Consider the following 23866-nt stretch of genomic DNA (forward strand, 5'->3'; position numbering starts at 1 on the left):
ACAGGTCGCATGACCTGACGATTCAGCCCAGGGTCGCTACCAGATACGACAGATGTGCCAAGACATTCCTGTCCGCCGTCGCCCTCGCTGCGACCGTCATGTTCTGGCTTTGACCATCAATGAGTCTGGACCCTAGTGACAACAAAACACGCCCTTGCAAACAATATTATGTTGTCAGTATGTAACTGGATATATATAAGAAATGTCGATGCTGATTCAGTCTTGGATAGCGCTGATTGTTTTTGAGCATAATGACAGAAACTTAGAACGCCAAAGGCCTTCAGAATGAACGTCCGCAGTTTCAGGATTTGCTTTGGTTTGTTAGGCATTACGCTGCTCGCCGCCTGTGCGGATCCGAACTTCGGACAATCCCCTGGCGCCATGGTTTCCCAGCAGGAAAAGCTCGCGCAACTACAATCTTCCATCAAGGATCAGCCGAACAACGTGGCGGCCCTGAAGGAGTTCGGCGCGCTTCAGGCTGAAATGGGTGAATGGAGCAGGGCGATGGGCGCCTATCGGGAGGCGCTGCTGATCGCCCCGAATGATCGCGAGGCAAGGATCGGATTTGGCGAGGCGCAGCTTGGTCTGGGCGATTTTCAGGGCGCGCTGGACACGGGAACCTCCCTCGGTGGAACCACGCTTCAGGTGCAGCAACTCAGGGCAGGTGCGCTAGCCGGCCTGAGCCGGTTTGATGAAGCGCGGGCAATCCTGGATGTGCTGCATCGATCGCATCCGCGTAACCTGGATGTGCGCAGCAACCTGGCGCTGGTCACGGGCCTGCAGCGTGACCCGACGGCCTACGGCATCGCCCGGGCAGCCGCCTTTGCACCGGATGCCGAATTCACCCATGTCCGCAACATGGTGCTGATCGGCGGCATGATTCAGAACGAAGCCGGTGCCCGCAACGATGCCGAACAACTTGGCCTTGCGGCGGATGAAATTGGCGAAATCCTTGCGATTGGCCGGCGCGCCCGCACGCAGGGGATGAGTGCATTCGGCATCGTATCTTGACCTCGGACGCTCTTGCGGTCGATAGGGTCGCGCCGGAATACTCGATCTGACACGGGCTGCATTTTTGCGGCCCTTTGCATGCCCGCACCGCAGGGTCAGGATTCATAACCAGTAGATGACGGTTGCGGCGAGGGCGATGGCGGAGACCGTCGCGCCATCAGCGCCAACCGACAGCACGATCCCGAGCTTCTCCTCGTCATCCCACCGGCGCCGCCGTTCCAACCCAAGCGCCACGCATCCTCAATCCCGCATAAGAGACGTCGCAAACGACGTCGTTATGCACGTCCCATAGCCGCGGCGCACGGCGACGATCCAGGCGGTGAAGGACAGCGCCAGCGCCAGCAGCAGGCCCGGAACGATCCCGGCCGTGAACAGGTCGGCGATCGAGATCCGCCCGCCGCCCGAGATCGAATAGATGATCATGTTGTGGCTGGGCGGCAGCATCAGCGCGATCAGCGCCGCCATCGAGGTCACGTTGACCGCGTAATCCGCGCCATAGCCGCGGTCCTTCATCTGCGGGATCATGATGCCGCCGACCGCCGCCGCCTCGGCCACGGCCGAACCCGAGATGCCGCCGAACAGCGTCGAGGCGGCGATGTTCACCTGTCCCAGCCCGCCGCGGACATGGCCGATCAGCGACCCGGCAAAGCGCACGATCCGCGCGGCGATCCCGCCGCGGACCATCAGGTCGCCGGCGAAGATGAAGAACGGAATCGCCATCAGCGTGAAGACCGAGATCCCCGCCGACAGGCGCTGGAACACCACCAGCGGCGGCAGGCCCAGCCAGACCACCGTCGCCAGGCTCGAAATGCCCAGGCAGAAGGCGATGGGCGTGCCGATCAGCATGAGCAGGGTAAAGACACCGAAAAGAATCATGTATTCCATGATGTTGCCCGCCCCCGTCACGCTTCGGTCATCAGGATGTCTTCGGCGTCCGGCTGGGCCTCGGCCATGCGGCCGGTCAGCCGCTTCAGCAGATGCTCCAGCACGAACAGCGTCATCAGCAGGCCGCCGGCGAACAGCGGCATGTAGCCGAAACCGCCCGGCAGCCCGATCACCGGCAGCGTGGTGCCCCAGGTCTTGACCATCAATTGCCAGCCATAGACTGCCATGCCGATGCCGAAGCACAGCACCGACAGGTCGGACAGGCCCTTCAGCCAGGTTCCGGCGCGGTCGGGCAAAAAGAACAGCAGCACGTCGAAGCCCATGTGAAAACTTTCATGCACCCCGACCGCCGAGCCCAGAAAGATGAACCAGCTCATCAGCAGGATGGCCACCGGCTCGACCCAAAGCAGGCTGTCGTTCATCACGTAGCGCATGAAGACCTGGGCGAAGACGATCAGCGTCATCAGGACCAGCCCCGTCCCCGCCAGCCACAGGCTGGCCCGGCTGAGAAAGCCGTTCAGGCGCGACAATGCAGCGATGCCGGCTTGCATGGCACCCCCTCCTTGTTCTCTGAAAGAAAGCGCCCGCGGCCGGATGGCGCGGGCCGCGATGTCACCGGGTTTCCTGGATGCGCTTGACCAGATCCCTGGCTTCGGGGGTGGTCACGTATTTCTCATAAACCGGGGCCATCGCCTCGATGAAGGCGGTCTTGTCCACGTCCTTGACCACCTCGGCGCCGGCGGCCACCACCTTCGCCTCGCTGGCCTTTTCCTGTTCGGCCCACAGCTTGCGCTGCAGCGTGGCCGAATTCCGGGCCGCCGTCCGCATGATCTCCTGATCCTCGGGGGACAGCTTGTCCCAGCTGGTCTTGGACACGGCGACCAGTTCCGGCACCATCAGGTGCTGGTCCAGGGTGAAATATTTCGCCACCTCGGCGTGGCCCGAGCTGTCATAGCTGGGAAAATTGTTCTCGGCCCCGTCGATCACCCCGGTCTGGATCGAGGAATAGACCTCGCCATAGGGCATCGGCGTGGCATTGGCGCCAAGCGCCGACATCATGTCCACGAACACGTCGTTCTGCATGACGCGGAACTTCAGCCCCTTCAGGTCCTCGACGGTGCGGATCGGCTGCTTCGCGTTGTAGAAATTGCGCGCGCCGCCGTCGTAATAGGCCAGCGGGATCAGGTCATGGTCCTCGAACTGCCGGGCTCCTCCCGAATCGCCTTGCGGTTCCTCTAGTCATCTAATATGCTAGTCTGGCACCACCGTCAACGCCATGGTTTCACCGATGCCGACAGATGCCGCCGCCCTGCCCATCCTGGACGACCTGCGCCCGCGCACGGTCACCGACCAGGTCTATGAGGCGCTTTACCAACGGGTCATCAACCTGACCCTGCCCCCCGGCGCCCGGCTGTCCGAAGCCGAGGTCGCGGCGCAGATGGGCGTCTCGCGCCAGCCGGTGCGCGATGCGTTCTTCCGGCTGTCGCAACTGGGCTTCATCCAGATCCGCCCGCAACGGGCGACGGTGGTGACGCAGATCTCGGCCGAGGCGATCCGGCAGGCGCATTTCATCCGCCTGGCGCTGGAAACCGCCTGTCTGCGCGAGGCGGTGCGGCTGCTGACCCCGCAGGACCATGACGCGCTGGCGGAACTGATCCGGCGCCAGGACGCCGCCATCCGCGCCGACGACCGCAGCGGCTTCCATGCGCTGGACGACCAGTTCCACCACGACATCTGCGCCGCCTCGGGGCTGGAGTTCGTCTGGACCCTGGTCAAGGACAACAAGGGCCACATGGACCGGGCCCGCTACCTGTCGCTGTCCTATAACGCCCAGAACGCGATGGAGGAGCACAAGATCATCCTGGCCGCCCTGCGCGAACGGGACGAGGAGAAGGCGGTCGCCGCCATCGGCCTGCACCTGTCGCGCATCCACGAGACGCTGGCGCGGCTGCGCGCCGAACAGCCCGAGATGCTGGGCCTGTAGTTCCGTTTCCCCGGAGGAGTGAATGCGACATACCTGGCGCTGGTTCGGACCCAAGGATCGGGTCTCGATCGACGACATGCTGCAGGCGGGGGTGCAGGGCGTGGTCACCGCCCTGCACCATGTCCCGACCGGAACCGTCTGGACGCCCGGGGAAATCGCCCGCCGGCAGGCCGAACTGGCGGCGATGGCCGACGGCACGCCCTCGGGCCTGGCATGGGAGGTGGTGGAAAGCCTGCCGGTCAGCGAGGCGATCAAGACCCAGACCGGCGACTGGCGCGATCATGTCGCCCACTGGATCGCCTCGATGCGCAACCTGAAGGACGCCGGGATCGAGGTGATCTGCTACAATTTCATGCCGGTGCTGGACTGGACCCGCACCGACCTGGCCTGGCGGCGGCCGAACGGCGCGCGCTGCATGCGGTTCGACTTCACCGATTTCGCCGCCTTCGACATCCATATCCTGCAGCGCAAGGGCGCGGCCGAGGATTTCCCCGAGGAGATCCGCGACGAGGCCGCCCGCCGCTTCGCCGCCATGGACGAGGCCCGGCGCGAGCAACTGGCCGGCAACGTGGTCTTCGGCCTGCCCGGCGCGGCCGAGCATTTCACCCTGGACGGTGTGCGGGCGCTGCTGGACAGCTATGCCCCGGTGACGGACACGGTGCTGCGCCGGCATTTCCACGACTTCCTGGAACAGGTCGCCCCGGTCGCGCAGCAGATCGGGATGCGGCTCTGCTGCCATCCCGACGATCCGCCCTTTCCGCTGCTGGGCCTGCCGCGGGTGATGTCCACCGAGGCCGATTACGCCGAGCGCATGGCCGCCGTGGACCTGCCGGCGAACGGCATCACGCTTTGCTCGGGCTCGCTGGGGGCGCGGCCGGACAACGACCTGCCGGGCATGATGGCGCGGCTGGGCGACCGGGTGCATTTCCTGCATCTGCGCAATGTGCGCCGCGACGGCGACGCGCTTCGCGGTTCGTTCTTCGAGGACGAGCATCTGGGCGGCCAGACCGACATGGTGGCGCTGGTCGCCGCGGTGCTGCGCGAGGAAGCCCGCCGCCGCGCGGCCGGCCGCGCCGATCGGACCATCCCGATGCGGCCCGATCACGGCCAGGACATCCTGGACGATATCGGCCGCGGCGGGCAGCCCGGCTATCCCGCCATCGGCCGGCTGAAAGGACTGGCCGAGCTGCGCGGCGTCGAACGGGCGCTGCGCCACGGGGCGCAAGGATGAACGCGCCGCTGATCCTTTGCATCGGCGAAGCCATGGTCGAGCTGTCGCCGGCCGGCGGCGGCCTGTGGCGGATGGGCATTGCCGGCGACACGCTGAACATGGCCTGGTATCTGCGCCGCAGCCTTGGCCCGGACTGGCGGGTCGGCTATTTCAGCCGCGTCGGCACCGGCGAATATTCCCGGCAGATGCTGGACTTCCTGGCCGCCGAGGGCATCGGCACCGACCATGTCGCCCGCGACCCCGAGCGCGAGATCGGCCTTTATGCCATCTCGCTCAGCAAGGGCGAGCGCAGTTTCAGCTATTGGCGCGACCATTCGGCGGCGCGGCGGCTGGCCGACGATCCCGGGCGGCTGCGCGCGGCGCTGGCCGGCTGCCGCATCGCCTGCCTGTCCGGGATCACCCTGGCGATCCTGCCCGAGGCCGGGCGCCGGGCCTTGCTGGAGGCGCTGCGCGTCGCGCGGGCTGCGGGAACGCAGGTGGTGTTCGATCCGAACCTGCGGCCGCGGCTTTGGGCCGGCGCCGCCGAGATGCGCGGCTGGATCGAGGCCGCGGCAAGCTGCGCCGACCTGCTGCTGCCCAGCCTTGATGACGAGATGGCGCATTTCGGCGATGCCGATGCCCGGGCGACCGCCGCGCGCTATCTGCGGCTGGGCGCCGGCCGGGTGGTGGTCAAGAACGGCGGCGGCCCGGTGCTGCTGGCCGATGCGCAGGGCTGCCGGCTGGTCGAGGGCCTGCCCCGCGTCGCCCCGGTGGACAGCACCGCCGCCGGCGACAGCTTCAACGCCGCCTTCCTGGCGGCCGGCCTGCACGGCGCCGATCCGGTCGCGGCGGTCCGCGCCGCGCATGATTTCAGCTTGCAGGTGGTGTCGCATCCGGGCGCCCTGGTGCGCGAGGCCCGGTTCCACATCCCGGCGCAGGCGCGACGCACGGACCCGCAGGGCTAAGATCCACGCCGCCTGCCCGACGCCGGGAACGGGGACCACATGACGCGGCCGGGGCGCCGGCGCCGGAAGGCTGGTTCCCGGCCTTGGCATTGCCCTGATGCTTGGGCATACTCCCCGCAGTTTCAGTTTGACCCATTTTTCCCCCGCGGAGGCCTTTTTCATGAACGCCCCCCTGCGCCAGTCCGAGCGGCTGGGCCGTTTGACGACCGCCCTCGGCCCCGACACGCTGGCGCTTTTGCGCTTCGACGGCACGGACCACCTGAACGAGCTGTTCGACTACCGCGTCGAGGCACTGGCCACCCGCGCCGATCTCGACTTCGACGCGCTGATCGGCACCCATGCCACGGTCGAAATCGAGACCCGCGACGGCCCGCAACCCTTCGACGGCATCGTCACCCAGGCCCGCTGGGCCGGGGTGGGCGAGAACGGCCATCGCTACGACCTGACCCTGCGACCCTGGTTCTGGCTCGCCTCGCGCCGCCGCAACCAGCGGATCTTTCACAACAGGACCGTGGTGCAGATCCTGCAGGAACTGCTTGCCGACTACGCCCAGCTCGGCGATCCGGCGGTCGAGTTCCAGCTCTCGCAGGATTATCCGACCCTCGAATACACCGTGCAATATCGCGAATCCGACCTCGGTTTCGCCCGCCGGCAGATGGAGCGGCACGGCATCTCCTTCCATTTCCGCCACGCCCCGGGCAGCCACACGCTGGTGCTGACCGACGACGTGCTGGCGCATGAAACCATCGGTTCGCGGCCCTATAAAAGCTACGACGGCCATCACCAGGCGGCCGGAGAAGGAGGTGGCGAGCATTTCTGGGACTGGGCGCCCGAGCGCAACCTGACCACCGGCGCCATCCGGCTGACCGACTACAATTTCAAGAAGCCCGACCAGGCGATGGAGGCCGACCGGCTGGGCGATGCCGCCCATGCCCAGGGCCAGATCGAGAGCTTTGATTATCCGGGCGACTATCCGGGGCAGGACGTGGGCAAGCTGGTGGCGGGGCTGCGCACCAGCCAGGAACGCGGCACGGATCGCCGCAACCGTGCGGTGGGCGACTGCGCCAGCCTGCGGGCGGGGCGGCGGGTGACGCTTGCGGGCGACCCGGTGCCGGGCACGGGCGAGACCTATCTCTGCCTCTCGGCCTCGCATCATTTCGTGTCGGAAGCCTATGGCTCGGGCGGCTCGGGCAGCGACGGCTATGCCTTCACCGGCAGCTACGCCCTGATGCCGGACACCGCGCCGATGGTGCCGCCGCGGCGGACGGCGGTCCCCGTGGTGCACGGCCCGCAGACGGCGATGGTGGTCGGCGAGGGCGAGATCGACTGCGACGAATACGGCCGCATCCTGGTGCGGTTCCACTGGGATCTGGCGGGCGCGCATTCGATGCGCTGCCGGGTGTCGCAGAACTGGGCCGGCGCCGGCTGGGGCGGCATGGTCATCCCCAGGATCGGCATGGAGGTCGTGGTCGAGTTCCTGGAAGGCGATCCGGACAAGCCGCTGGTCACCGGGAATGTGTTCAACGGGAAGAATGGCGTGCCTTACGAGCTGCCCAAGCACAAGACGCGCTCGACCTTCCGGACCAATACCCATCAGGGCAAGGGCTTCAACGAGCTGCGCTTCGAGGACCAGAAGGGCGAGGAAGAAATCTTCGTCCATGCCCAGAAGGACATGAACCTGGAGATCCTCAACGATCGCGCCAAGGAGGTCGGGCGGAATCAGGCCGAGGTCGTCGGCCACGACAAGTCGATCGAGGTCGGCGGCGACCATGACGAGCTCGTCTCGGGCAACATGTCCATCGCGGTCGGCCAGAACCCGCTGTCGGACCTGCTGCGCAGCAAGTCGAAGCTGCTTTTCGACAAGCTCGGCAGCGCGCTTGGCAAGATGAAGATCCCCGACCCGTTCAACTTCGCCAAGGGCAACTTCCAGCTGTTCGTCGAGAAGAACCGTTCCGAGATCGTCGGCATCGGCTCGTCCGAGATCGTCGGCGCCGCGAAGTCGATCATGGTCGGCCATACCTTCCAGACCAGCGTCGGCAAGTCGCACAGCCTGATCGTGCGTGGCCGCGCCGATACCGATATCGGCAAGATCCACAACATCCGGGTGGGCGACCAGCTGACCATCAAGGTCGGCGAGAACTCGATGATCACCATGTCGAAGGAAGGCGACGTGGTGATCCAGGGCAAGCATATCCGGCTGAAAGCCGACAAAATCTCGCAGAACTGACGACATGGGTGGCCCCGGAGGAAACAGCCTGCCGAAACCGTCGATCCTGATCGGTGATGCCGCTTTGCCCTATGGCCAATGCCGGGCGGAGGATCCGACGATCTGGCCCTTTACCGGCGCGACCACCTTTTTCCCCAAAGGCCGCCCGCCGGCGCAGAACATGCTGAAAACCGACACCCGGCTGTTCACCCGATGGGACCAACCGCCGGCCGGGCCCTGGAAAGGCCCCCCCTGGCGCCTGCCCGAGCAACAGACCGCCAGCACCCCCTGGGCGCCGCAGGGCGGCCCGGCCACCAGCGGCAGCTTCGATCAGTTTGCGATCCCGACCCTGCAGGACTATCTGCAGGGCGTCGGCTCGAACCATCTCGTCCCGCCCGCAAAGCCGGAAGGCGAGCAGCCGGACGAGGAGGACGGGCCGAAATGGGAATTCGGCCAGGCCGAGCGCAAGACCAAGGACGGCGGCACCAGCGAGGAATGGCGGCGCGGCATCCGCGAATATGTCAGGTCCGGCTATACGCGCCGCAACCCGGACGGCACCTACGAGGCCGATACCGACTGGCGCGGCAAGTGGGACGATGCCGAATTCACCCTGGCCGAGGTCTCTGACAAGACCGACAAGGCGTCGGTCGCCGTCGCCCAGGGCGATTTCGGCGATGCCGATTCGGCCTTCTCGGGCAATGGCGCGGTGCTGGGCGCCGAGGCGCAGGCCGATTGGAAGGGCGCGCTGACCACCAAGGGGCTGGAGGCCGAGGCCAAGGCCGCCGCATCCGCCTATGTCGCGCAGGGCGAGGTTTCCTCGAAGGAGGACGAGCTGCTGGTCGGCTCGGCCGAAGGCGCGGCGCTGAAGGCCGAGGCAGAAGCCAAGGGCGAGGCGATCTTCACCGCCGAACAGGCGACGCTGGGCGGCAAGCTGGGCGCCTCGGCCAATCTGGTCGAGGGCAAGATCGGCGGCGAGCTGGGCATCACCCCCACGCGCGCCAGCCGCGCCGCGGTGACGCTCTATAACTGGCTTTTCGACCAGAACGCCACGCCGCTGAACGACGACTGGGATTTCGGCATCGTGCTGAATGCCGAGGCCAGCGGCGCGGTCGGCGCGCAGGCCGAGGCCAATGCCGAAGCCGGCTACAAGAAGGGCAAGCTGCGCGCCGAGGCCGGCGCCAAGCTGGGCCTGGGCGTCGGCGCCGGCGTGAAGGTCGGTGGCGGGCTGACCGGGTTGGACAAGGCCTGGGCCCGGATCAAGGACGGCTGGAACTGGCTATGGAACTGATGATGGACCGCAGACGGATGCTTGGCGCGCTCGGCCTGGCCGGCGCGGCCGCAATGATGAATGGACGCATGACGATGGCACAAGAGACCAATCCCGTCGAGCCGCTGGCCCGCAGCAAGGGCAGGCTTTCCGAGCGCGGGTTGGCGCTGCCCGATTTCCCCGGCCTGCAGTTCCGCACCGCGCTGCCCGAGGGGCTGGAATGGTTCGAAAGCGCCGAGACGGTCGGCGATTTCGACGAATCGGGCATGTTCACCGAGTTCCGGCGCCTGTGGCTGGGCTATGCGCCCGAGGATCGCGACCGCTTGCAGATCTCGGTCCATGCCGCGCGCATCCCCGCCGAGCGCGTCGCCCTGGCGCCGGATTACGCCCGCCTGCTGGCACGGGTCTGGGGGCCGAAGAATTACGGCCTTTACGGCGACGAGCGCGATTTCGGCGAAGTCATGACCGGCGAGGATGACAGCGGCTTTGGCCGCAGGACGCGGATCAGCGTCTGGCGGCGCGGCACCGACCTGCTGATCATCCGCGCCGACACCACGCTGGAGGATTTCGAGGCCCAGGCCCCGAGGCTTGCGGCCATGGTCGGTTCGCTGGAATTCCGCGACCCGATCGCCGACCCGATCGCCGACGGGCTGGTCGCGCATCGGATCCGCCTGCCCTCGGGCGCGATGTTCGACTATCGCCTGCCGCCGCATTGGCAAGCCTTCGATCCGGGCAAGCCGCAATCGGCGCCGATCTCGGCGGCGATCTGGCTGGACCGCGCCGACGAGGGCGGCAACAGCGCCATCGGCATCTTCGGCGTGGCGGTGCCCGAGGGCGCGCGGGCGGCGGATGCGCCCCTGGACCAGATCGCCGCGACCATGTCGGACCTGATGATGGAGAACCTGCTGCCGGAGGCCGAGTTCAAGCGCCAGCCGATGACCAATTACCGCATGAAGGGGTTCCGGCCCGATACGGTGCAGGCGATGTTTCTCGACCGGCTGGACCTCGCAGAGCGCAAGATGGGCGCCTCGGGGTTCTTCCTGGTCGCGGGGGCGGACGTGCCGGGTTTCTCGTCACTCACCGCCTATCCGGTCGACCAGGAAGCGATGGGGATCATGATGCACGCCAATTTCGTCGATCGCCTGGTGCTGGATGCGCTGCGCAGCCGCTTCGGACAATCGTGACCGTCGCGCCGCGGGATCGACCGGCGCCGACCCATGCGGGCACGCCGAACCGCTGCGCACCGGACGCGATGCCGGCGCGGGGCAGGTAGGGCGGCACGCGTTGTAGAATGGTCGCTGCGCCGCCAGGCCCGGCCGGCGGCTTCGGGGGCGCCGCAGCGCCGTGACCTTCACCGGCGCCGGGCGGCGGGAAGCGGCCCTGCGCTTTGCCGAAGCCCGCGTTCCGATGGCAGAAGGCAGGGAAAGCGGCGCATCCGACGCGGGCCGGATGGCCCTGCAATGCCCGCCGCCGATCAGTGGATGACCTGCTGCAGGAACTCCCGCGCGCGGGGGCTTTGCGGGCTGGTGAAGAAATCGCCGGGCGCCGCCTCCTCGATCTTTTCGCCGCGATCCATGAAGATCACCCGGTCGGCGACCTGCCGCGCGAAGCCCATCTCATGGGTGACGCACAGCATGGTCATGCCCTCCTCGGCCAGTTCCACCATGGTGTCGAGCACCTCCTTGACCATTTCGGGGTCCAGCGCCGAGGTCGGCTCGTCGAAAAGCATCACCCGCGGCTGCATGCACAGCGCCCGCGCGATGGCGACGCGCTGCTGCTGGCCGCCGGAAAGCTGGCCGGGATATTTCCCGGCCTGATCGGGGATGCGCACCTTGGTCAGGTAATGCATGGCGCGCTCCTCCGCCTCGGCCTTGCCGAGGCCGCGCGACTTGCGCGGGGCGATGGTGCAGTTCTGCAGGATGGTCATATGCGGGAACAGGTTGAAGCTCTGGAAGACCATGCCGACCTCGCGGCGAATGGCGGCGACGTCCCTGGTTTCCCCGGTCAGCCGGTGGCCGTCGACCAGGATCTCGCCGCTGTCGTGCCGCTCGATGCGGTTGATGCAGCGGATCAGCGTCGACTTGCCCGAGCCGGAGGGGCCGCAGATGATGATCTTCTCGCCCTTCGCGACCGCAAGGTTCACGTCGCGCAGGGCGTGGAAGGCGCCGTAATGCTTGTTGACATCGGTCAGCCTGATGACGGGATCCGTGGGAACGGAGCGGTGCATGGCCGGAAACCTTTCTAGCGGGTGGTGACGATGCGGGTGCGCTTGCGCAGGACCGCGACCAGTTGCGAGGCGGCGGTGCAGATCACCAGATAGACCGCCGCCACGGTCAGATACATTTCGACCAGCCGGCCGTTCAGCTGCGCCACCTTGGAGGCCGCGCCCACCAGATCGGTCAGCGACAGGACGTAGACCAGCGAGGTGTCCTGGAACAGGATGATGGTCTGGCTGAGGATGATCGGCGAGGTCACCCGGAACACCTGCGGCAGGATGATGTGCCGATAGGTCTGCAGGGTCGAAAGCGACAGCGCGTCGGCGGCATCGTATTGGCCCTTGCCGACCGAGCGCAGGCCGACGCGGATGATCTCGGAATAATAGGCCGCCTCGAACAGCGAGAAGGTCAGGAACGCCGTCAGCACCCCGCCCACCGGCATCGGCCGGCCGTTGTTGAACATCCAGCCCGCGATCAGGGGCACCAGGAAGAAGAACCAGAACAGCACCATGATCAGCGGGATCGAGCGGATCAGCGCCACATAGCCCTTGGCAAGCGGCGCCAGCACCGGCACCTGCAGATGCTGGACCAGCGCCAGCCCGGTGCCCAGCACCAGCCCGGCGGCGAAGGCCACCGCGGTCAGCAGCAGCGAGAATTGCAGCCCCTTCCACAGGAACGGCAGGGCATCGACGACGACCGAGAAATCCAGCGCGTTCATAGCGCACCTCCGCGCCGCAGCATGGGAAGACGGCGCGCCTTGCGGGCCGGCGCGCTGCCGGGGATCTGGAAGCGACGGTCGATCCACAGCATCAGCCGATAGGCGACCAGCGCCAGCAACAGGTAGATGATCGTCGCCGCCGCGAAGGCGCCGAAGGTCTGGAAGGTCGCCTCGGAGATCTGCCGCGCCTGCGCGGTCAGTTCCAGCAGGCCGATGGTCAGGGCCACCGAGGTGTTCTTGTAGATCCCCATCACCTCGCTGGTCAGGCTGGGGACGATCAGCCGCAGGGCCTGCGGCACGATGATGTGGCGCCGGGTGGCCCAGGCCGAAAGCCCCAGCGCCGCGGCGGCCTCGTCCTGGCCGGCCGGCAGCGCCTCGATGCCCGCCCGCACCTGTTCGGCGACGCGCGCCGCAGTATAGAGGCTGAGACAGGCCAGGGCCGGGAAAAAGGCGCCCCAGGGCGGCGGCATCTGCTTGATCCGGTCGCCCAGGCCGCTGGGCAGAAGCTCGGGCAGCACGAAATACCACAGGAACATCTGCACCAGCACCGGGATGTTGCGGAAGATCTCGACATAAAGCCGCGCGGCCAGGGCGATGGCCCGGTTGCGGCTGGTCCGCCCGACGCCCACCAGCACGCCGATGGCAAAGGCGATCCACCAGCCGCCAACGGCCAGAAGCAGCGTCCACATCAGGCCGGACAACAGCCACTGGATGTAAAGCTGCCCGTCTATCGCAGGGTGAAAGAGCACGTCGAACATGCCGATAACCTTCACTTGGGGCCGGGCTGCGCGGGCCGCCACCCGGCCGGGATTGCTGTCACTCGACGGCGTCGCTGGGATTGGCGACCCGTTCCTTCAGCGTCTCGCCCATGGCGAAATCAAGGTTCTCGTTCCGCGGCGGGATCGGTTGGGTGAACCACTTGTCATAGATCGCGGTGAACTCGCCCGAGGCCATCAGCCCCTTCAGCGTGTCGTCCACCACGGCCTTGAATGCGGCATCGTCCTTGGTGAACATCAGCCCGTAATAGATCCGGTCATACGCCTCGGGCAGGAAGGCCAGCGCCGAGGGATCGGGCGCTGCGGCCCGAAGCCCGGCCAGCAGGATGTCGTCCTCCATGAAGGCGGCGGCGCGGCCCGAGGTCAGCATCAGGAAGGATTCCGCGTGATCCTTGGCCTGGGCAAGGTTCAGGTCCATGCCCTGCGCCGAAAGCGCCTGCGCGAAACCCACGGCGTTCGAGCCCTGCGTGGCGACGACGGTCTTGCCCTTCAGGTCCTCGGCGGTCTTGAAATCGTTCCTGGCCAGGACCAGCCAGCGCGGCTGGCTGACGAAGGTCGCGACGCTGAACGAGACCTGTTCCTGCCGGGTCTTGTTGTTCGCCGTGCCGCCGCATTCGATGTCCACGGTGCCGTTCTGGATCAGCGGGATGCGGTTCGAGGAATTGACCGGGACGTAGTTCACCTGGATCTCCTGTCCGAGCTTCGCCTCGACGCTGTCCACGATCCGCGCGCACAGGTCGAGCGAGAAGCCGATCGGCTGCTGGTCGGCGCCGAGATAGGAAAACGGGATCGAGGCCTCGCGATAGCCGATGGTGATGGCCTGGTTCGCGGCGATGCGCTCCAGCGTCACGCTGTCGGCATGGGCGGGGGCGGCAAGGGCCGCGCCGGCGAGAACGCCGCACAGGCCAAGGCTTTTGATGCTGTTCATGGTGGTTCCCTTGTTGGTCGGTTCGTTTCTTGTCGCGCCGGGCATGGGCCATGCCCGGCGCGTCTTGCTCAGGCGGCGGCGCTGGCGCGCAACCGGGCCTCGACCGCGTCGAGGAAGCGGTCGATATCCGCCTCGGTGCTGAACAGGCCCAGCGAGATGCGCACCCCGTCGCGTTCGGGCGACAGGCGGATGTTCTGTTCGGTGAAATAGGGCAGCCATTCGGCGGCGGGCAGCGCGGCGACATAGATATGCGGCGCCCGGTGCCGGTGCGCCCGCGGGCCGACAAGCCCGACGCCCAGCCGGTCCAGCCCGGCGATCAGCCGGTCGCCCAGGGCATGGCAATGCCGCTGGATCTCGGCGACGCCGATGCCGTCCAGCAGCTCCAGCGCCCCGCCCAGCCCCAGCACGGCGGGCAGGTTGAAATTGCCGATCTCAAACCGGCGGGCGGTGCTGGCGACGGCCATGTTGTCATGCCGCGCGATCAGGTCGGCGGGCGGGTTTTCCAGCGTGATCGCGGCCATGTAGCTGGGCTGGGCATCGACCGCCTCGCGGTTCCAGTACAGAAAGCCCAGCCCCTGCGGCAGCAGCAGCCCCTTGTGGGTGCCCGAGCCGACGAAGGTGGCGCCGATCTTCTTCACGTCCACCGGCACGACGCCGATGCCCTGCATCACGTCCACGACAAAGAAAAGCCCGCGTTCCCGGCACAGCCGGCCGACGCTTTCGACATCGAACAGATGCCCGGCATGGAAGGTCACCAGCGACATCGAGATGGCGCGGGTCCGCGCGTCCAGATGCCGCTCGAAAAAGGCGCCGTCCACGATCTCGGGCATCGGCAGGAAGCGGGTCTCGACGCCCTTGCGGGCCAGGTTCAGGAAGGCATAGGCGTTGTTCGGGTGGTCGCCCTCCAGCATCAGCACCTCGTCCCCGGCTTCCAGCGGCAGGGCGTTGGCGGCGATGTTCATCGCCTCGGAGGTGTTCTTGGTGAAGGCGATCTCCTCGGGCGCCGCGTTCACGAACGCCGCCAGCCGGCCGCGCACCGTCTCCATGCCGGCAAGCCATTCGGACTTGGGGCCGGCGGTATCGAAGGCAGAGGCGATGAACGCCTCGAGCCGCTGTTTCACCGGCACCGACAGCGGCGACTGGAAGCCCGCATCCAGATAGGTCATCCGCTCAACCGCCGGGAAAAGTCGCCGTGCCGCGGCAACGTCATAGGACATGGATCGCTCTCCTGCTGCATCCCGTGGATCGGCCGCCAGAAAGGTGAACCCTTCCGATGATCAATTTCCGAGATCAATGATTTCGAAAATCAGGATGCGAGAGGATGGTGCCCCTGTCACGGAATAATTTCTCTTTTCGGATTCAATTATTCCGAAAATTGATAAATCATGGAATCCCTCCGCCGGCTCTGGTCCCAAGGGATGAGGTTTCCCGTCAGCCGTCTTCGTCCTCGCCGTCCAGGATCGTCTGCGCCAGCAGATGCGCGGCGCGCTGCAAGGGTTCGATGAAGGCCCCAAGCGCCTCGTAGCGCACCCGCGCCGTCGGCACCGAGACGCCAAGACAGGCGATCAAGGTGCCGTCGGGGGCGGTGATCGGCACCGCGCAGCCGACGACGCCCTGGACATATTCCTCGTTGGTGCTGGCCCAGCCGTTGCGCCGCACCTCGGCCAGCACGGCCAGCAGGGCGTCGGGATCGGTGATGGTGTTCGGCGTGTGCTGCTGCACCGGCAATGTCCTGACCAGCTTGTCGCGCGCCGCGCCGGGCATCCGGCTGAGATAGATCTTGCCGGTCGAGGTGCAATGCAGCGGCGCATCGGCGCCGGGATCGAATTGCAGGCCCTGCGAAGGGGCGACGCGCACGCTGTCCACATAGACGACGCGGTTGTTGCGGACGATGCCGATCTCGCATTGCTCGCCGAGTTCGCCGGCCACGGCGGTCAGGACCGCATGGCGCCGGGCGGTGCGGAAGGCGTTGCTGATGGTCTTGCCCGCCAGCACCACAAGACGGTTGCCGACCCAGAACCGCTTGGTGCCGGGGGCCTTTTGCACCATCTGCCGCGCCTCGAGATTGCTGATCAGCCGATGGGCCGTCGGCACCGGCAGGCCCAGTTCCTGGGCGATCTCGGCGGTGGTGACCGGCTTTCGCTGGCTGGCGACGAAATCCAGGATCGCAAGGGCGCGATCCAATGGACCGTCCGAGGGGGTGTCACTGCTCATCAAACGCCTTTCCCAGGCCGTGGATCAAATCCCGACACCATAAATTCCGAAAAATGAAACTTGGCAAGGCGAAAGGCGGGGCGCCCGGCAAGGCAGGGACCGGCGGAACCGGCAAGGCGGCGGGGGCGCCTGATGGCCGCATCGAGGCCGGGCAGAACAGCAAGCGGCCGGCCGGCGCCGGTGTCGCGTTGCGGCGTGGCGTGGCGATCTTGGCTAGCGCAAAGGACGCATCAGCACGATCGCCGTGCCGATCCGGGCGATTTGCGCATTGCGTTCATCCAGCGGGGCCTTGGTTCCGGTTATGCAGATCGCGCCGATCTGCGCCGGCTTGCCATCCGGGCCCGGCCCGGCAACGCTGGCCCGGAAACCGCGCATCAAGCACCGCCTCGGCATGGCGCACGGCCTTCGGAACCGGAGGGGCGCCTTCATTCGGCCGCGTCCAGAACGGCCTTGATCAGCGTCAGCCCGGCATCCACGCGGGCGGGATTGGGAATGCTGCGATTGGCCAGGATGACCAGGCCCAGATCCGCATCCGGGATGAAGGCGACATAGCCGCCGAAGCCGTTCGTCGATCCGGTCTTGCTGAACAGCACCGCATGGTCGGACGCATCGGGCAGCGCCAGCCGGGTGGCGGGCTGGCTTTCCCTGGCCATTTCCGTCGCATTCCCGGCCAACAACTGATCGCGCGGAACCGGCCAGGGATAGCGTTCCCAGATCATCGCCTGCTGGAAATGCCGCGTCCCCGTCTGGCCGGCATGGGTCTGCGCCACGGCCCGGCGCAGATCCGGCGGGACATCCGCATCGCCCAGGTTGATCCGCAGGAAGCGCAGCAGGTCGTGCAGATCCGCTTTCAGACCATAGGCCTCGTCGTCCAGCATGCCCGGATTCACCCGAATGGCGCTGTCGTCCCGGCGCGCATAGCCCCAGGCATAGCGACGCATCTCGGCCTTCGGCACGTCGACATGGGTGCTTTCCAGCCCCAGCGGCTGCAGGACATGGCTTCGCAGCGCCTCGGCATAGGGTTCGCCGAAAGCGCCGGCGGTGATGCGTCCCAAAAGGCCGATGCTGATGTTCGAATAGGACCGCTCGCCCTGGCCCGGCACCGGCTGCCAGTCCTGCAGGCAGCGCATCAGCCTGTCGTCGTCACCGGCCCCGTCCGGCACCTGCAGCGGCAGGCCGCCGGTCTGATGGGTGGCGAGGTCCATCAGCGAGACCGAGCCGATCGCGCTGCCCTGCAATTCCGGCAGATGCGCCGCGACGGGATCGGCCAGCGTCAGGCGTCCCTATTGCGCCGCCAGCGCGGCCAGCGTCACGTTGAAGGTCTTGCTGATCGAGCCCAGCTCGAACAGCGTCCCGGCCGTGACGGGCACCGCGGCCGCGCGGTCGGCCATGCCGGCGGTATAGACATAGTCCCGCCCCCGCCAGGTCACGCCGACGGCAAGGCCGGGAATGTCATGCTCGGCGATGACGGGGGCGAAGATCCCGGCCGCCATCTGCCGGAACTCGGCCTCGCTCATCGCCGCGGCCGGCATGGCAAGGCCGGCCGCGGCCAGGCCAAGGCTCACGCATCCATAACGCATATTCATGTTTCCGCTCTGCTCATATCGGGGCGGCCCGGCTGTGGCCGCCACGCGCCCAGTTAAAGCGAAGCGGCGACGGCGCACAAACGATCATATTTCACTTCAGCCATGAGATAATCTAATTTCGGCGGCATGGATCGCCCGCACCTGCCCCTGAACGCCCTGCGCGCCTTCGAGGTGGCCTCGCGCCATCTGAACCTGACCCGCGCCGCCATCGAGCTTTGCGTGACGCAGGCGGCGCTGAGCCACCAGATCCGCGGGCTGGAGGAGCGCCTGGGGGTCACGCTGTTCCGCCGCGTCCCGCGCGGGCTGGTGCTGACCGAGGAAGGGATCATGCTGGCCCCGGTCCTGACCCGGATCTTCGACGAGATGTCCGGCACGCTGGACCGGTTTTCCGCCGGGCACTATCACGAGACGATCAACCTGGGCGTCGTCAACAGCTTCGCCACGGAATGGCTGATCCCCCGCATCGGCGATTTCCAGCGGCTGCACCCCTTTCTCGACCTGCGCATCCACACCAACAACAACCGCGTCGACCTGGCGGGCGAAGGGCTGGACCTGGCGGTGCGGTTCGGCGACGGCAGCTGGCACGGCGCGGCGGCGACCAGACTGATGGGCGGCGCGATGATGGCGGTGTGCAGCCCCGACCTGGCCGGGCGCCTGCGCCGGGTCGAGGATCTGCTGTCGGCGCCGCTGCTGCGATCCTATCGCGCCAATGAATGGGAGCGGTGGTTCGCCGGCCACGGACTGCCGGCCCCGCAGCTGCGCGGCCCGGTCTTCGACAGCTCGCTGGCCATCGCCGAAATGGCGGCCCGGTCCCATGGCGTGGGGCTGGTGCCGGTCGCGCTGTTTTCGTCCTGGACCCGGGCCGGACGGCTGGTCCGGCCATTCGCATCCGAGCTTGCCGCCGGCGATTATTGGCTGACGCGCCTGCATGCCAGCCCCGAAACCACCGGGCAAGGCGCGTTCCGGGAATGGCTCGTGGCGAGTTGCGCGGCGCCTGCCTGTGAAATCACCTGACCCCGCAGCGACCGAACGCCGGGATCGCGCGGGGGCGGCGCGGCGCCGCATCCGGGATCGAATCCGGCGGCGGCGCTTCCCGGCGACCGCCCCCCTTATTCATCCCATCGTCTCTCTTGCGCGCTGGACCAGCCCGCGCAGCTCGTCGAGGCTGTATTGGCCGAAGGCGCCCTCGTCCCCGGCGACGAAGGTCGGGGTGCCGATCAGCCCCATATGCTCGGCCAGCATCGAGCTCATGGAGATGTGGCGCTCGACCGGCTCGGCCGCCATGTCGCGTTCCAGCCGGGCGGTGTCCAGGCCGATGTCGCGGGCGGCGCGCATGGTGGCCTCCTGCGTCACCCGGCCCTTGGTGCGGAACAGCGCGGTGTGGAACTGCCAGTACCGGCCCTGTTGCAGCGAGGCCAGCGAGGCCCGGGCGGCGAAATCCGAATCCTCGCCGAAGACCGGCCATTCGCGGAACACCACCCGCAGGTTCTTGTCCGACGAGATCAGCCGGTGCATCGGCTCGACCATCTTGCGGCAGAACGGGCAGTTGTAGTCGAAGAACTCGGTCAGGGTGATGTCGCCCTGCGGATTGCCCAGGACCGGCGCCGTCGGATCGCGCTCCAGCGACTTGCGCAGATTGTCGGGCATGGGGTTGGCGCGCTCCTGCGCAAGGGCGGCGGTCCGGTCCAGGGCCGGCAGCGCCAGCAGGCTGGCCCCCGCAAGGATAAGGCTTCGACGGTGCATGGTCTCTCCTTCAGGTATCGAGGCCCGGCGGCGGCGCCGCAAGGCGATGTCGGCGGGATTCCCGCCCTTTCTAGGGCATCTTGTTCAGGACGTCCGCCGCGCCTCGGCGATGGCGCCGCGCAGGCGCGTCTCGTCCAGCGCGCCGGGATAGATCGTCTTGCCGATGATGAAGGCCGGCGTGCCGCGCAGACCCAGCGCCGCCGCCTGCGCCGAATTGCGCGCCAACAGCCCGTCCCATTTGCCGCGTTCGGCGCGATAGGCCGCCAGCGCCGCCACGGTGTCGATGCCGCCGTCGCCCAGCACCTGCCGGATCTGATCCTCGGTCAGCCGTGCCTCGGTCGCCATCAGCGCCGCATGGGCCTGCGCGTAATCGCCCATCGAGGCCGCCCCCAGGACCAGCTGGCTGGCCAGGACCGAGGGCGCCCCGAAGATCGGCCAGTCCTTCATCACCAGCCGGATATCGCCATCCTTCGCCACCACGTCGGTCAGCATCGCGTGGCCCATCTTGCAATAGGGGCACTGGTAGTCGAAATATTCGACGATGGTCAGCGCCCCCTCGGGATTGCCCAGCACCGGATTGTCGGGGTCGCGCAGCACCTCGTCGGTGCTCATCTCGGCCGCGGCGGCGGATTTGTCGCCGCCGCTTCCCCCGGCCCGGTCCCTGCCCAGCAGGATCGCCCCGCCGGCGGTGCCCGCCAGACCGAACCCGGCGGCCCCGGCCAGAATGTCGCGTCGGGTGATGCTCATATCGTTTCTCCTGTCTGTTCGGTCCCAAGGGCGGACAATGGCAGCGGCTGGTCCGGCGGCAGCGTGCCCTTGCCGGATTCCGCCTCGCTCAGCACGATCACCCTGGCCATGCTGTCGGTCTGGCTGGCCAGGTGGATGATGTCCTGGTTGAACAGCCGGATGCAGCCCGCCGAGGTCGCCTGCCCGATCGAGGCCGGGTCCATGGTGCCGTGGATGCGGTAATAGGTGTCGCCCTGGCCATTGTGCAGATACAGCGCCCGGGCGCCCAGCGGGTTGCCGATGCCGCCCTCCAGCCCCTTTTCGACCGGGCCGTAAAGCTCGGGCTGGGTCGCGATCATGTTGTCGGTCGGCTTCCAGCTTGGCCAGTCGCGCTGATAGGGGATATGCGCCCGGCCGGTGAAGCCGTAGCCGGCCGCGCCCACGGCGACGGCATAGCGCATCGCCTTGTTGCCGGGCCGCACCTGATAGAGATAGCGGGCATGGGGATCGACGATGATCGTGCCCGGCTTCTCGTCGCTCCAGTAATCTACGACCTGCCGCGCCTTGTCCTCGGTCAGCAGCCTGGGATCGACGGCGGGGATATGGTGGCCGTTATCCTCGACAGCGCCATACAGGGCCGCCACCTCGGGACTGACGGTGGGCGGCGGCGGCGCGGCCGGAACCGCGGGCTGCCTGGTCGAGGCGCAGGCCGCCAAGGCCAGCAGCATGGCGCCCGCCAAAAGGGCCGGGATGCGGTTCATCTTGAATCTCCTGTCGCTTGCGCGATCATCCGGGTCAGGGCGGCGCGCGAGATCTCGCCGGTATGCGCCGCGACCAGCCGGCCCTTGGCGTCGAAGACCAGCGTCGAGGGCAGGCCGATCGCGCCAAGCGCCCCCATCAGCCGGTTGTGCGGATCGCGGATCATGCCCTGGTCGGGCAGTTTCTCGGCCGCCAGGAAGGCCAGCACCTGCCCGGCATCCTCGCCCTGGTTGGCGAAAACGAACTCGACGCCGGGCGTATTCGCGGCCAGGTCGGTCATCATCGGCATCTCGCGCCGGCAGGGCGGGCACCAGGTCGCCCAGAGGTTCAGCACCATGGGCCAGCCCCGCCCCTCGAGCCGCACCCCGCGCCCGTCCAGCGCGATCAGCTGCATGTTGGGCAAGGTGACCGAAGGGCGCGGCAGCGCGGCAAGGACGGCCTGATGCCCGGCCAGTGCCGCCGCGCCGCCCAGGACCAGCGGCAGCGCCACCCCGCGCGCCCGGCGCAGCAGCGCCAGCAGCAGGACGGCGACGCCCGCGGCCCAGCCGGCAACCGGCAGGAAGCCGCCCTGCCACAGCTTCAGCGCGTCCAGCGGATGGGGGGCAAACACAGACCCGTTGGCGATGACGAAGCCCGCCCGCGCGCCGAGAATCCAGGCCAGCGCGGCGATGCCGGCCCACCGCGCCGCATCGCCCGCCGCATCGCCCCGGCGCAGCCGCGCCACGATCTCGGTCACCACGAAGAACAGCAGCAGCGCCACCACCGCGGCGAAGCGCCCACCGTCAAAGACCAGCGGGCCGATCGAGATCGCATTCACGGCCCGACCTTCCCGATCGAGGCCAGCAGCGCGGCGCTGTCCATCTCGCCGACCAGCCGGCTGTCCGGGGCCTCGGCGCGCAGGGCGTCAAGGAAGATCATCGTCGGCGGCCCGGCGGCGGCCAGATCCCGCATCAGCGCCTGCGCCTCGGCATCGAAGGTGCTGACATCCAGCTTGATCGCCGCCAGGCCGGCCAGCGCGGCCTGCACGGCGGGATCGGCCAGCGGCCCGCGTTCGATGGCCCGGCAGGTCACGCACCAGTCGGCGGTGACATAGACCAGCGCCGGTCTGCCATCGGCCGCGGCCAGCGCCCGCTCCAGCCCCGCGCGCGTGGTGACCTCGGCGAATTGCGCGCCGGCCTGCGTCGGCTCCGGGGCGCTGCGCCCCGCCAGCGGCGCCAGCGGCCGCAGCGGATCATCCGCCCCCAAGGCCGCGCCGAAGCCCTGCGCCAGCCCGGCCAGCAGCAGCAGCACCCCCAGCGCCGCGCCCAGCCGGCGGTTGCGCGACGCATCGCCCTCCAACCGGTCCAGCGCGCCCAGGAACACCGCCGCACCCACCAGCAGCACGGCCCAGAGCGCCAGCGTGACCGGACCCGGCAGCACCCGCCCGGCCAGCCAGATCGCGAAGCCCAGGAAGATCACCCCGAAGGCCCGTTTGGCGCCCTGCATCCAGCCGCCGCCGCGGGGCAGGATGCGCGGACCGAACAGCCCGATGGCCAGCAAGGGCAGCCCCTGCCCCAGCCCCAGCGCGAACAGCGCCGCCGCCCCCAGCATCACGTCGCCGGTCTGCGCGATGTAAAGCAGCGCCCCGGCCAGCGGCGCGGTCACGCAGGGCCCGACGATCAGCGCCGAGGTGAAGCCGAGCGCCATCGCGCCGCCGACCGATCCGCGCCGGCCGCCGATGCGCCCAAGCCGGGTCTGCAGCGCCTGCGGCAGCTGCAATTCGTAGAAGCCGAACATCGACAGGGCCAGCGCCACGAAAAGCGCCGCGATGACCGCGATGGCGGCGGGCGATTGCAGCACCATCTGCAGGTTCGCCCCCGACCACGCCGCCGCCACGCCCAGCAGCCCGAAGGCCGTCGCCATCGCCAGCACATAGGCGCCGGTCAGCAGCAGGCCCCGCCTTGCGGTCAGGCGCTCGCCCTGCCCGGCCAGCATTCCGGCGACGATGGGGAACATCGGAAAGACGCAGGGGGTGAAGGCCAGCAGCAGGCCGAAGCCCAGGAATCCGACGATCACCAGCGCCCCGCCGCCGCGCGCGGCCAGCCCCTGCACCAGCCCCTGGTCTTGGGCCAGCGTCAGCCCTCCGACAGCGGAATCCGCGGGCTGCGGGCTCCAGCCCGACCCGCCGGCGGCGGCCTCCTTCTTGCGGGCATCCGCCAGCACCCCGCCATCCGCGTCCAGCCGCACGCTTTGCGGGGCATAGCAGATGCCGTCCTGCTGGCAGCCCTGCCAGTGCAGGGTGACGGGCCGGCCGGCATTCTTCAGCCCGGCGGTGACCGCGCCGCGATAGATCTGGCCGGCGCCGAAATACGGATCCTCGTAGATCTCGCCCTCGGGCAGGGACAGCGGCAGACTCTGGCCGTCCGCCTCGGCCGCGAAGCTGCTGCGATACAGGTAATAGCCGTCGGCGATGCGCCAGTTCAGCACCAGCGCCCCCTTTCCGTCCTGGCTGACGGTCAAGGCGAAGGCCTCTGCCGGTTGCAAGGGCGGCTCACGGGTCTGGGCAAAGGCCCAGGTCACGGTAAAGGCCGCGATCAGCAGCGACAGCAGCGCCGCCAGAGGGTTGGGGAACAATCTCGTCATCATGGGGACTGGCTAAAGACGCGACCTTAAGCCCAGCTTAAGCTCTGTCG

The 23866-nt window shown here is 67.9% G+C and carries 21 protein-coding genes and 4 pseudogenes; 9 read left to right on the top strand and 16 right to left on the bottom strand.

Going from position 1 to position 23866, the window contains the following annotated elements; genetic code table 11:
* Window positions 1-29: 29 nt before the first annotated feature.
* A pseudogene (locus NBE95_RS21630) lies at window positions 30-113 on the top strand (IS5/IS1182 family transposase); the annotation flags it as partial.
* Between the two features lie 172 nt (window positions 114-285).
* Window positions 286-1011, top strand: a complete 726-nt coding sequence (locus NBE95_RS21635; protein ID WP_289896861.1) for a hypothetical protein — start codon at window positions 286-288, stop codon at window positions 1009-1011.
* A 288-nt stretch (window positions 1012-1299) separates the two neighbouring features.
* Here NBE95_RS21635 and NBE95_RS21640 read toward each other — a convergent pair.
* From NBE95_RS21640 to dctP, 3 genes and pseudogenes are all read right to left on the bottom strand, one after another.
* A pseudogene (locus NBE95_RS21640) lies at window positions 1300-1896 on the bottom strand (TRAP transporter large permease subunit); the annotation flags it as partial.
* Window positions 1897-1913: 17 nt separating this feature from the next.
* Window positions 1914-2447 carry a TRAP transporter small permease gene (locus tag NBE95_RS21645; protein ID WP_289896862.1) on the bottom strand — a complete coding sequence of 178 codons (534 nt, stop codon included), beginning with the start codon at window positions 2445-2447 and terminating at the stop codon, window positions 1914-1916.
* A 61-nt stretch (window positions 2448-2508) separates the two neighbouring features.
* Window positions 2509-3135 (bottom strand): annotated as a pseudogene (gene dctP, locus NBE95_RS21650) (TRAP transporter substrate-binding protein DctP); the annotation flags it as partial.
* A 49-nt stretch (window positions 3136-3184) separates the two neighbouring features.
* Here dctP and NBE95_RS21655 point away from each other — a divergent pair.
* From NBE95_RS21655 to NBE95_RS21680, 6 genes are all read left to right on the top strand, one after another.
* Window positions 3185-3880 (top strand): GntR family transcriptional regulator, encoded by a 696-nt coding sequence (locus NBE95_RS21655; protein WP_289896863.1) that lies wholly within the window; start codon window positions 3185-3187, stop codon window positions 3878-3880.
* A 22-nt stretch (window positions 3881-3902) separates the two neighbouring features.
* On the top strand, window positions 3903-5111 hold the full coding sequence (gene uxuA, locus NBE95_RS21660) for a mannonate dehydratase (protein ID WP_289896864.1): 1209 nt from the start codon (window positions 3903-3905) through the stop codon (window positions 5109-5111).
* Window positions 5108-6055: a sugar kinase gene (locus NBE95_RS21665; protein WP_289896865.1), complete on the top strand. Its 948-nt coding sequence runs from the start codon at window positions 5108-5110 to the stop codon at window positions 6053-6055. The genes uxuA and NBE95_RS21665 overlap by 4 nt, the downstream gene beginning before the upstream one ends.
* 160 nt (window positions 6056-6215) lie before the next feature.
* Window positions 6216-8282 carry a type VI secretion system tip protein TssI/VgrG gene (gene tssI / locus NBE95_RS21670; RefSeq protein WP_289896866.1) on the top strand — a complete coding sequence of 689 codons (2067 nt, stop codon included), beginning with the start codon at window positions 6216-6218 and terminating at the stop codon, window positions 8280-8282.
* 4 nt (window positions 8283-8286) lie between these two features.
* Complete coding sequence (locus NBE95_RS21675) at window positions 8287-9549, top strand: hypothetical protein (RefSeq protein ID WP_289896867.1); 1263 nt, start codon at window positions 8287-8289, stop codon at window positions 9547-9549.
* A gap of 68 nt (window positions 9550-9617) precedes the next feature.
* Complete coding sequence (locus NBE95_RS21680; RefSeq protein ID WP_289896868.1) at window positions 9618-10712, top strand: hypothetical protein; 1095 nt, start codon at window positions 9618-9620, stop codon at window positions 10710-10712.
* Between the two features lie 290 nt (window positions 10713-11002).
* On the opposite strand, the gene NBE95_RS21685 is transcribed toward NBE95_RS21680, so the two are convergent.
* From NBE95_RS21685 to ampC, 8 genes and pseudogenes are all read right to left on the bottom strand, one after another.
* Entirely contained in the window at window positions 11003-11755 is a 753-nt protein-coding gene (locus NBE95_RS21685; protein WP_289896869.1) for an amino acid ABC transporter ATP-binding protein, read from the bottom strand.
* 14 nt (window positions 11756-11769) lie between these two features.
* A complete protein-coding gene (locus NBE95_RS21690) occupies window positions 11770-12462 on the bottom strand; it encodes an amino acid ABC transporter permease (protein WP_289896870.1) in 693 nt (230 codons plus the stop codon).
* Entirely contained in the window at window positions 12459-13220 is a 762-nt protein-coding gene (locus NBE95_RS21695) for an amino acid ABC transporter permease (RefSeq protein ID WP_289896871.1), read from the bottom strand. Before NBE95_RS21695 ends, NBE95_RS21690 begins: the two co-directional genes overlap by 4 nt.
* Window positions 13221-13278: 58 nt before the next feature.
* Window positions 13279-14166: an amino acid ABC transporter substrate-binding protein gene (locus NBE95_RS21700; protein ID WP_289896872.1), complete on the bottom strand. Its 888-nt coding sequence runs from the start codon at window positions 14164-14166 to the stop codon at window positions 13279-13281.
* 68 nt (window positions 14167-14234) lie between these two features.
* A complete protein-coding gene (locus NBE95_RS21705; protein ID WP_289896873.1) occupies window positions 14235-15383 on the bottom strand; it encodes an aminotransferase class V-fold PLP-dependent enzyme in 1149 nt (382 codons plus the stop codon).
* 214 nt (window positions 15384-15597) lie between these two features.
* Entirely contained in the window at window positions 15598-16380 is a 783-nt protein-coding gene (locus NBE95_RS21710; RefSeq protein WP_289896874.1) for an IclR family transcriptional regulator, read from the bottom strand.
* A gap of 213 nt (window positions 16381-16593) precedes the next feature.
* Window positions 16594-16755: a hypothetical protein gene (locus tag NBE95_RS21715; RefSeq protein WP_289896875.1), complete on the bottom strand. Its 162-nt coding sequence runs from the start codon at window positions 16753-16755 to the stop codon at window positions 16594-16596.
* Between the two features lie 50 nt (window positions 16756-16805).
* Window positions 16806-17966: pseudogene (gene ampC / locus NBE95_RS21720) on the bottom strand (class C beta-lactamase).
* A 126-nt stretch (window positions 17967-18092) separates the two neighbouring features.
* Here ampC and NBE95_RS21725 point away from each other — a divergent pair.
* Window positions 18093-18980: a LysR family transcriptional regulator gene (locus NBE95_RS21725; protein WP_289896876.1), complete on the top strand. Its 888-nt coding sequence runs from the start codon at window positions 18093-18095 to the stop codon at window positions 18978-18980.
* A 99-nt stretch (window positions 18981-19079) separates the two neighbouring features.
* Here NBE95_RS21725 and NBE95_RS21730 read toward each other — a convergent pair whose 3' ends face one another.
* From NBE95_RS21730 to dsbD, 5 genes are all read right to left on the bottom strand, one after another.
* On the bottom strand, window positions 19080-19709 hold the full coding sequence (locus NBE95_RS21730; RefSeq protein WP_289896877.1) for a DsbA family protein: 630 nt from the start codon (window positions 19707-19709) through the stop codon (window positions 19080-19082).
* Window positions 19710-19793: 84 nt separating this feature from the next.
* Window positions 19794-20456, bottom strand: coding sequence for a DsbA family protein (locus NBE95_RS21735; protein ID WP_289896878.1), 663 nt, complete (start codon window positions 20454-20456; stop codon window positions 19794-19796).
* On the bottom strand, window positions 20453-21196 hold the full coding sequence (locus NBE95_RS21740; RefSeq protein WP_289896879.1) for a L,D-transpeptidase: 744 nt from the start codon (window positions 21194-21196) through the stop codon (window positions 20453-20455). Before NBE95_RS21740 ends, NBE95_RS21735 begins: the two co-directional genes overlap by 4 nt.
* Window positions 21193-22011, bottom strand: coding sequence for a TlpA disulfide reductase family protein (locus NBE95_RS21745; protein ID WP_289896880.1), 819 nt, complete (start codon window positions 22009-22011; stop codon window positions 21193-21195). The genes NBE95_RS21740 and NBE95_RS21745 overlap by 4 nt, the downstream gene beginning before the upstream one ends.
* The gene (gene dsbD / locus NBE95_RS21750) at window positions 22008-23819 is read right to left on the bottom strand and encodes a protein-disulfide reductase DsbD (protein ID WP_289896881.1); all 1812 of its coding nucleotides are present in this window, start codon (window positions 23817-23819) and stop codon (window positions 22008-22010) included. Before dsbD ends, NBE95_RS21745 begins: the two co-directional genes overlap by 4 nt.
* Window positions 23820-23866 lie beyond the last annotated feature (47 nt).

Source organism: Paracoccus sp. TOH (assembly GCF_030388245.1).
In the GTDB taxonomy this organism is placed as follows: Bacteria; Pseudomonadota; Alphaproteobacteria; order Rhodobacterales; family Rhodobacteraceae; genus Paracoccus; species Paracoccus simplex.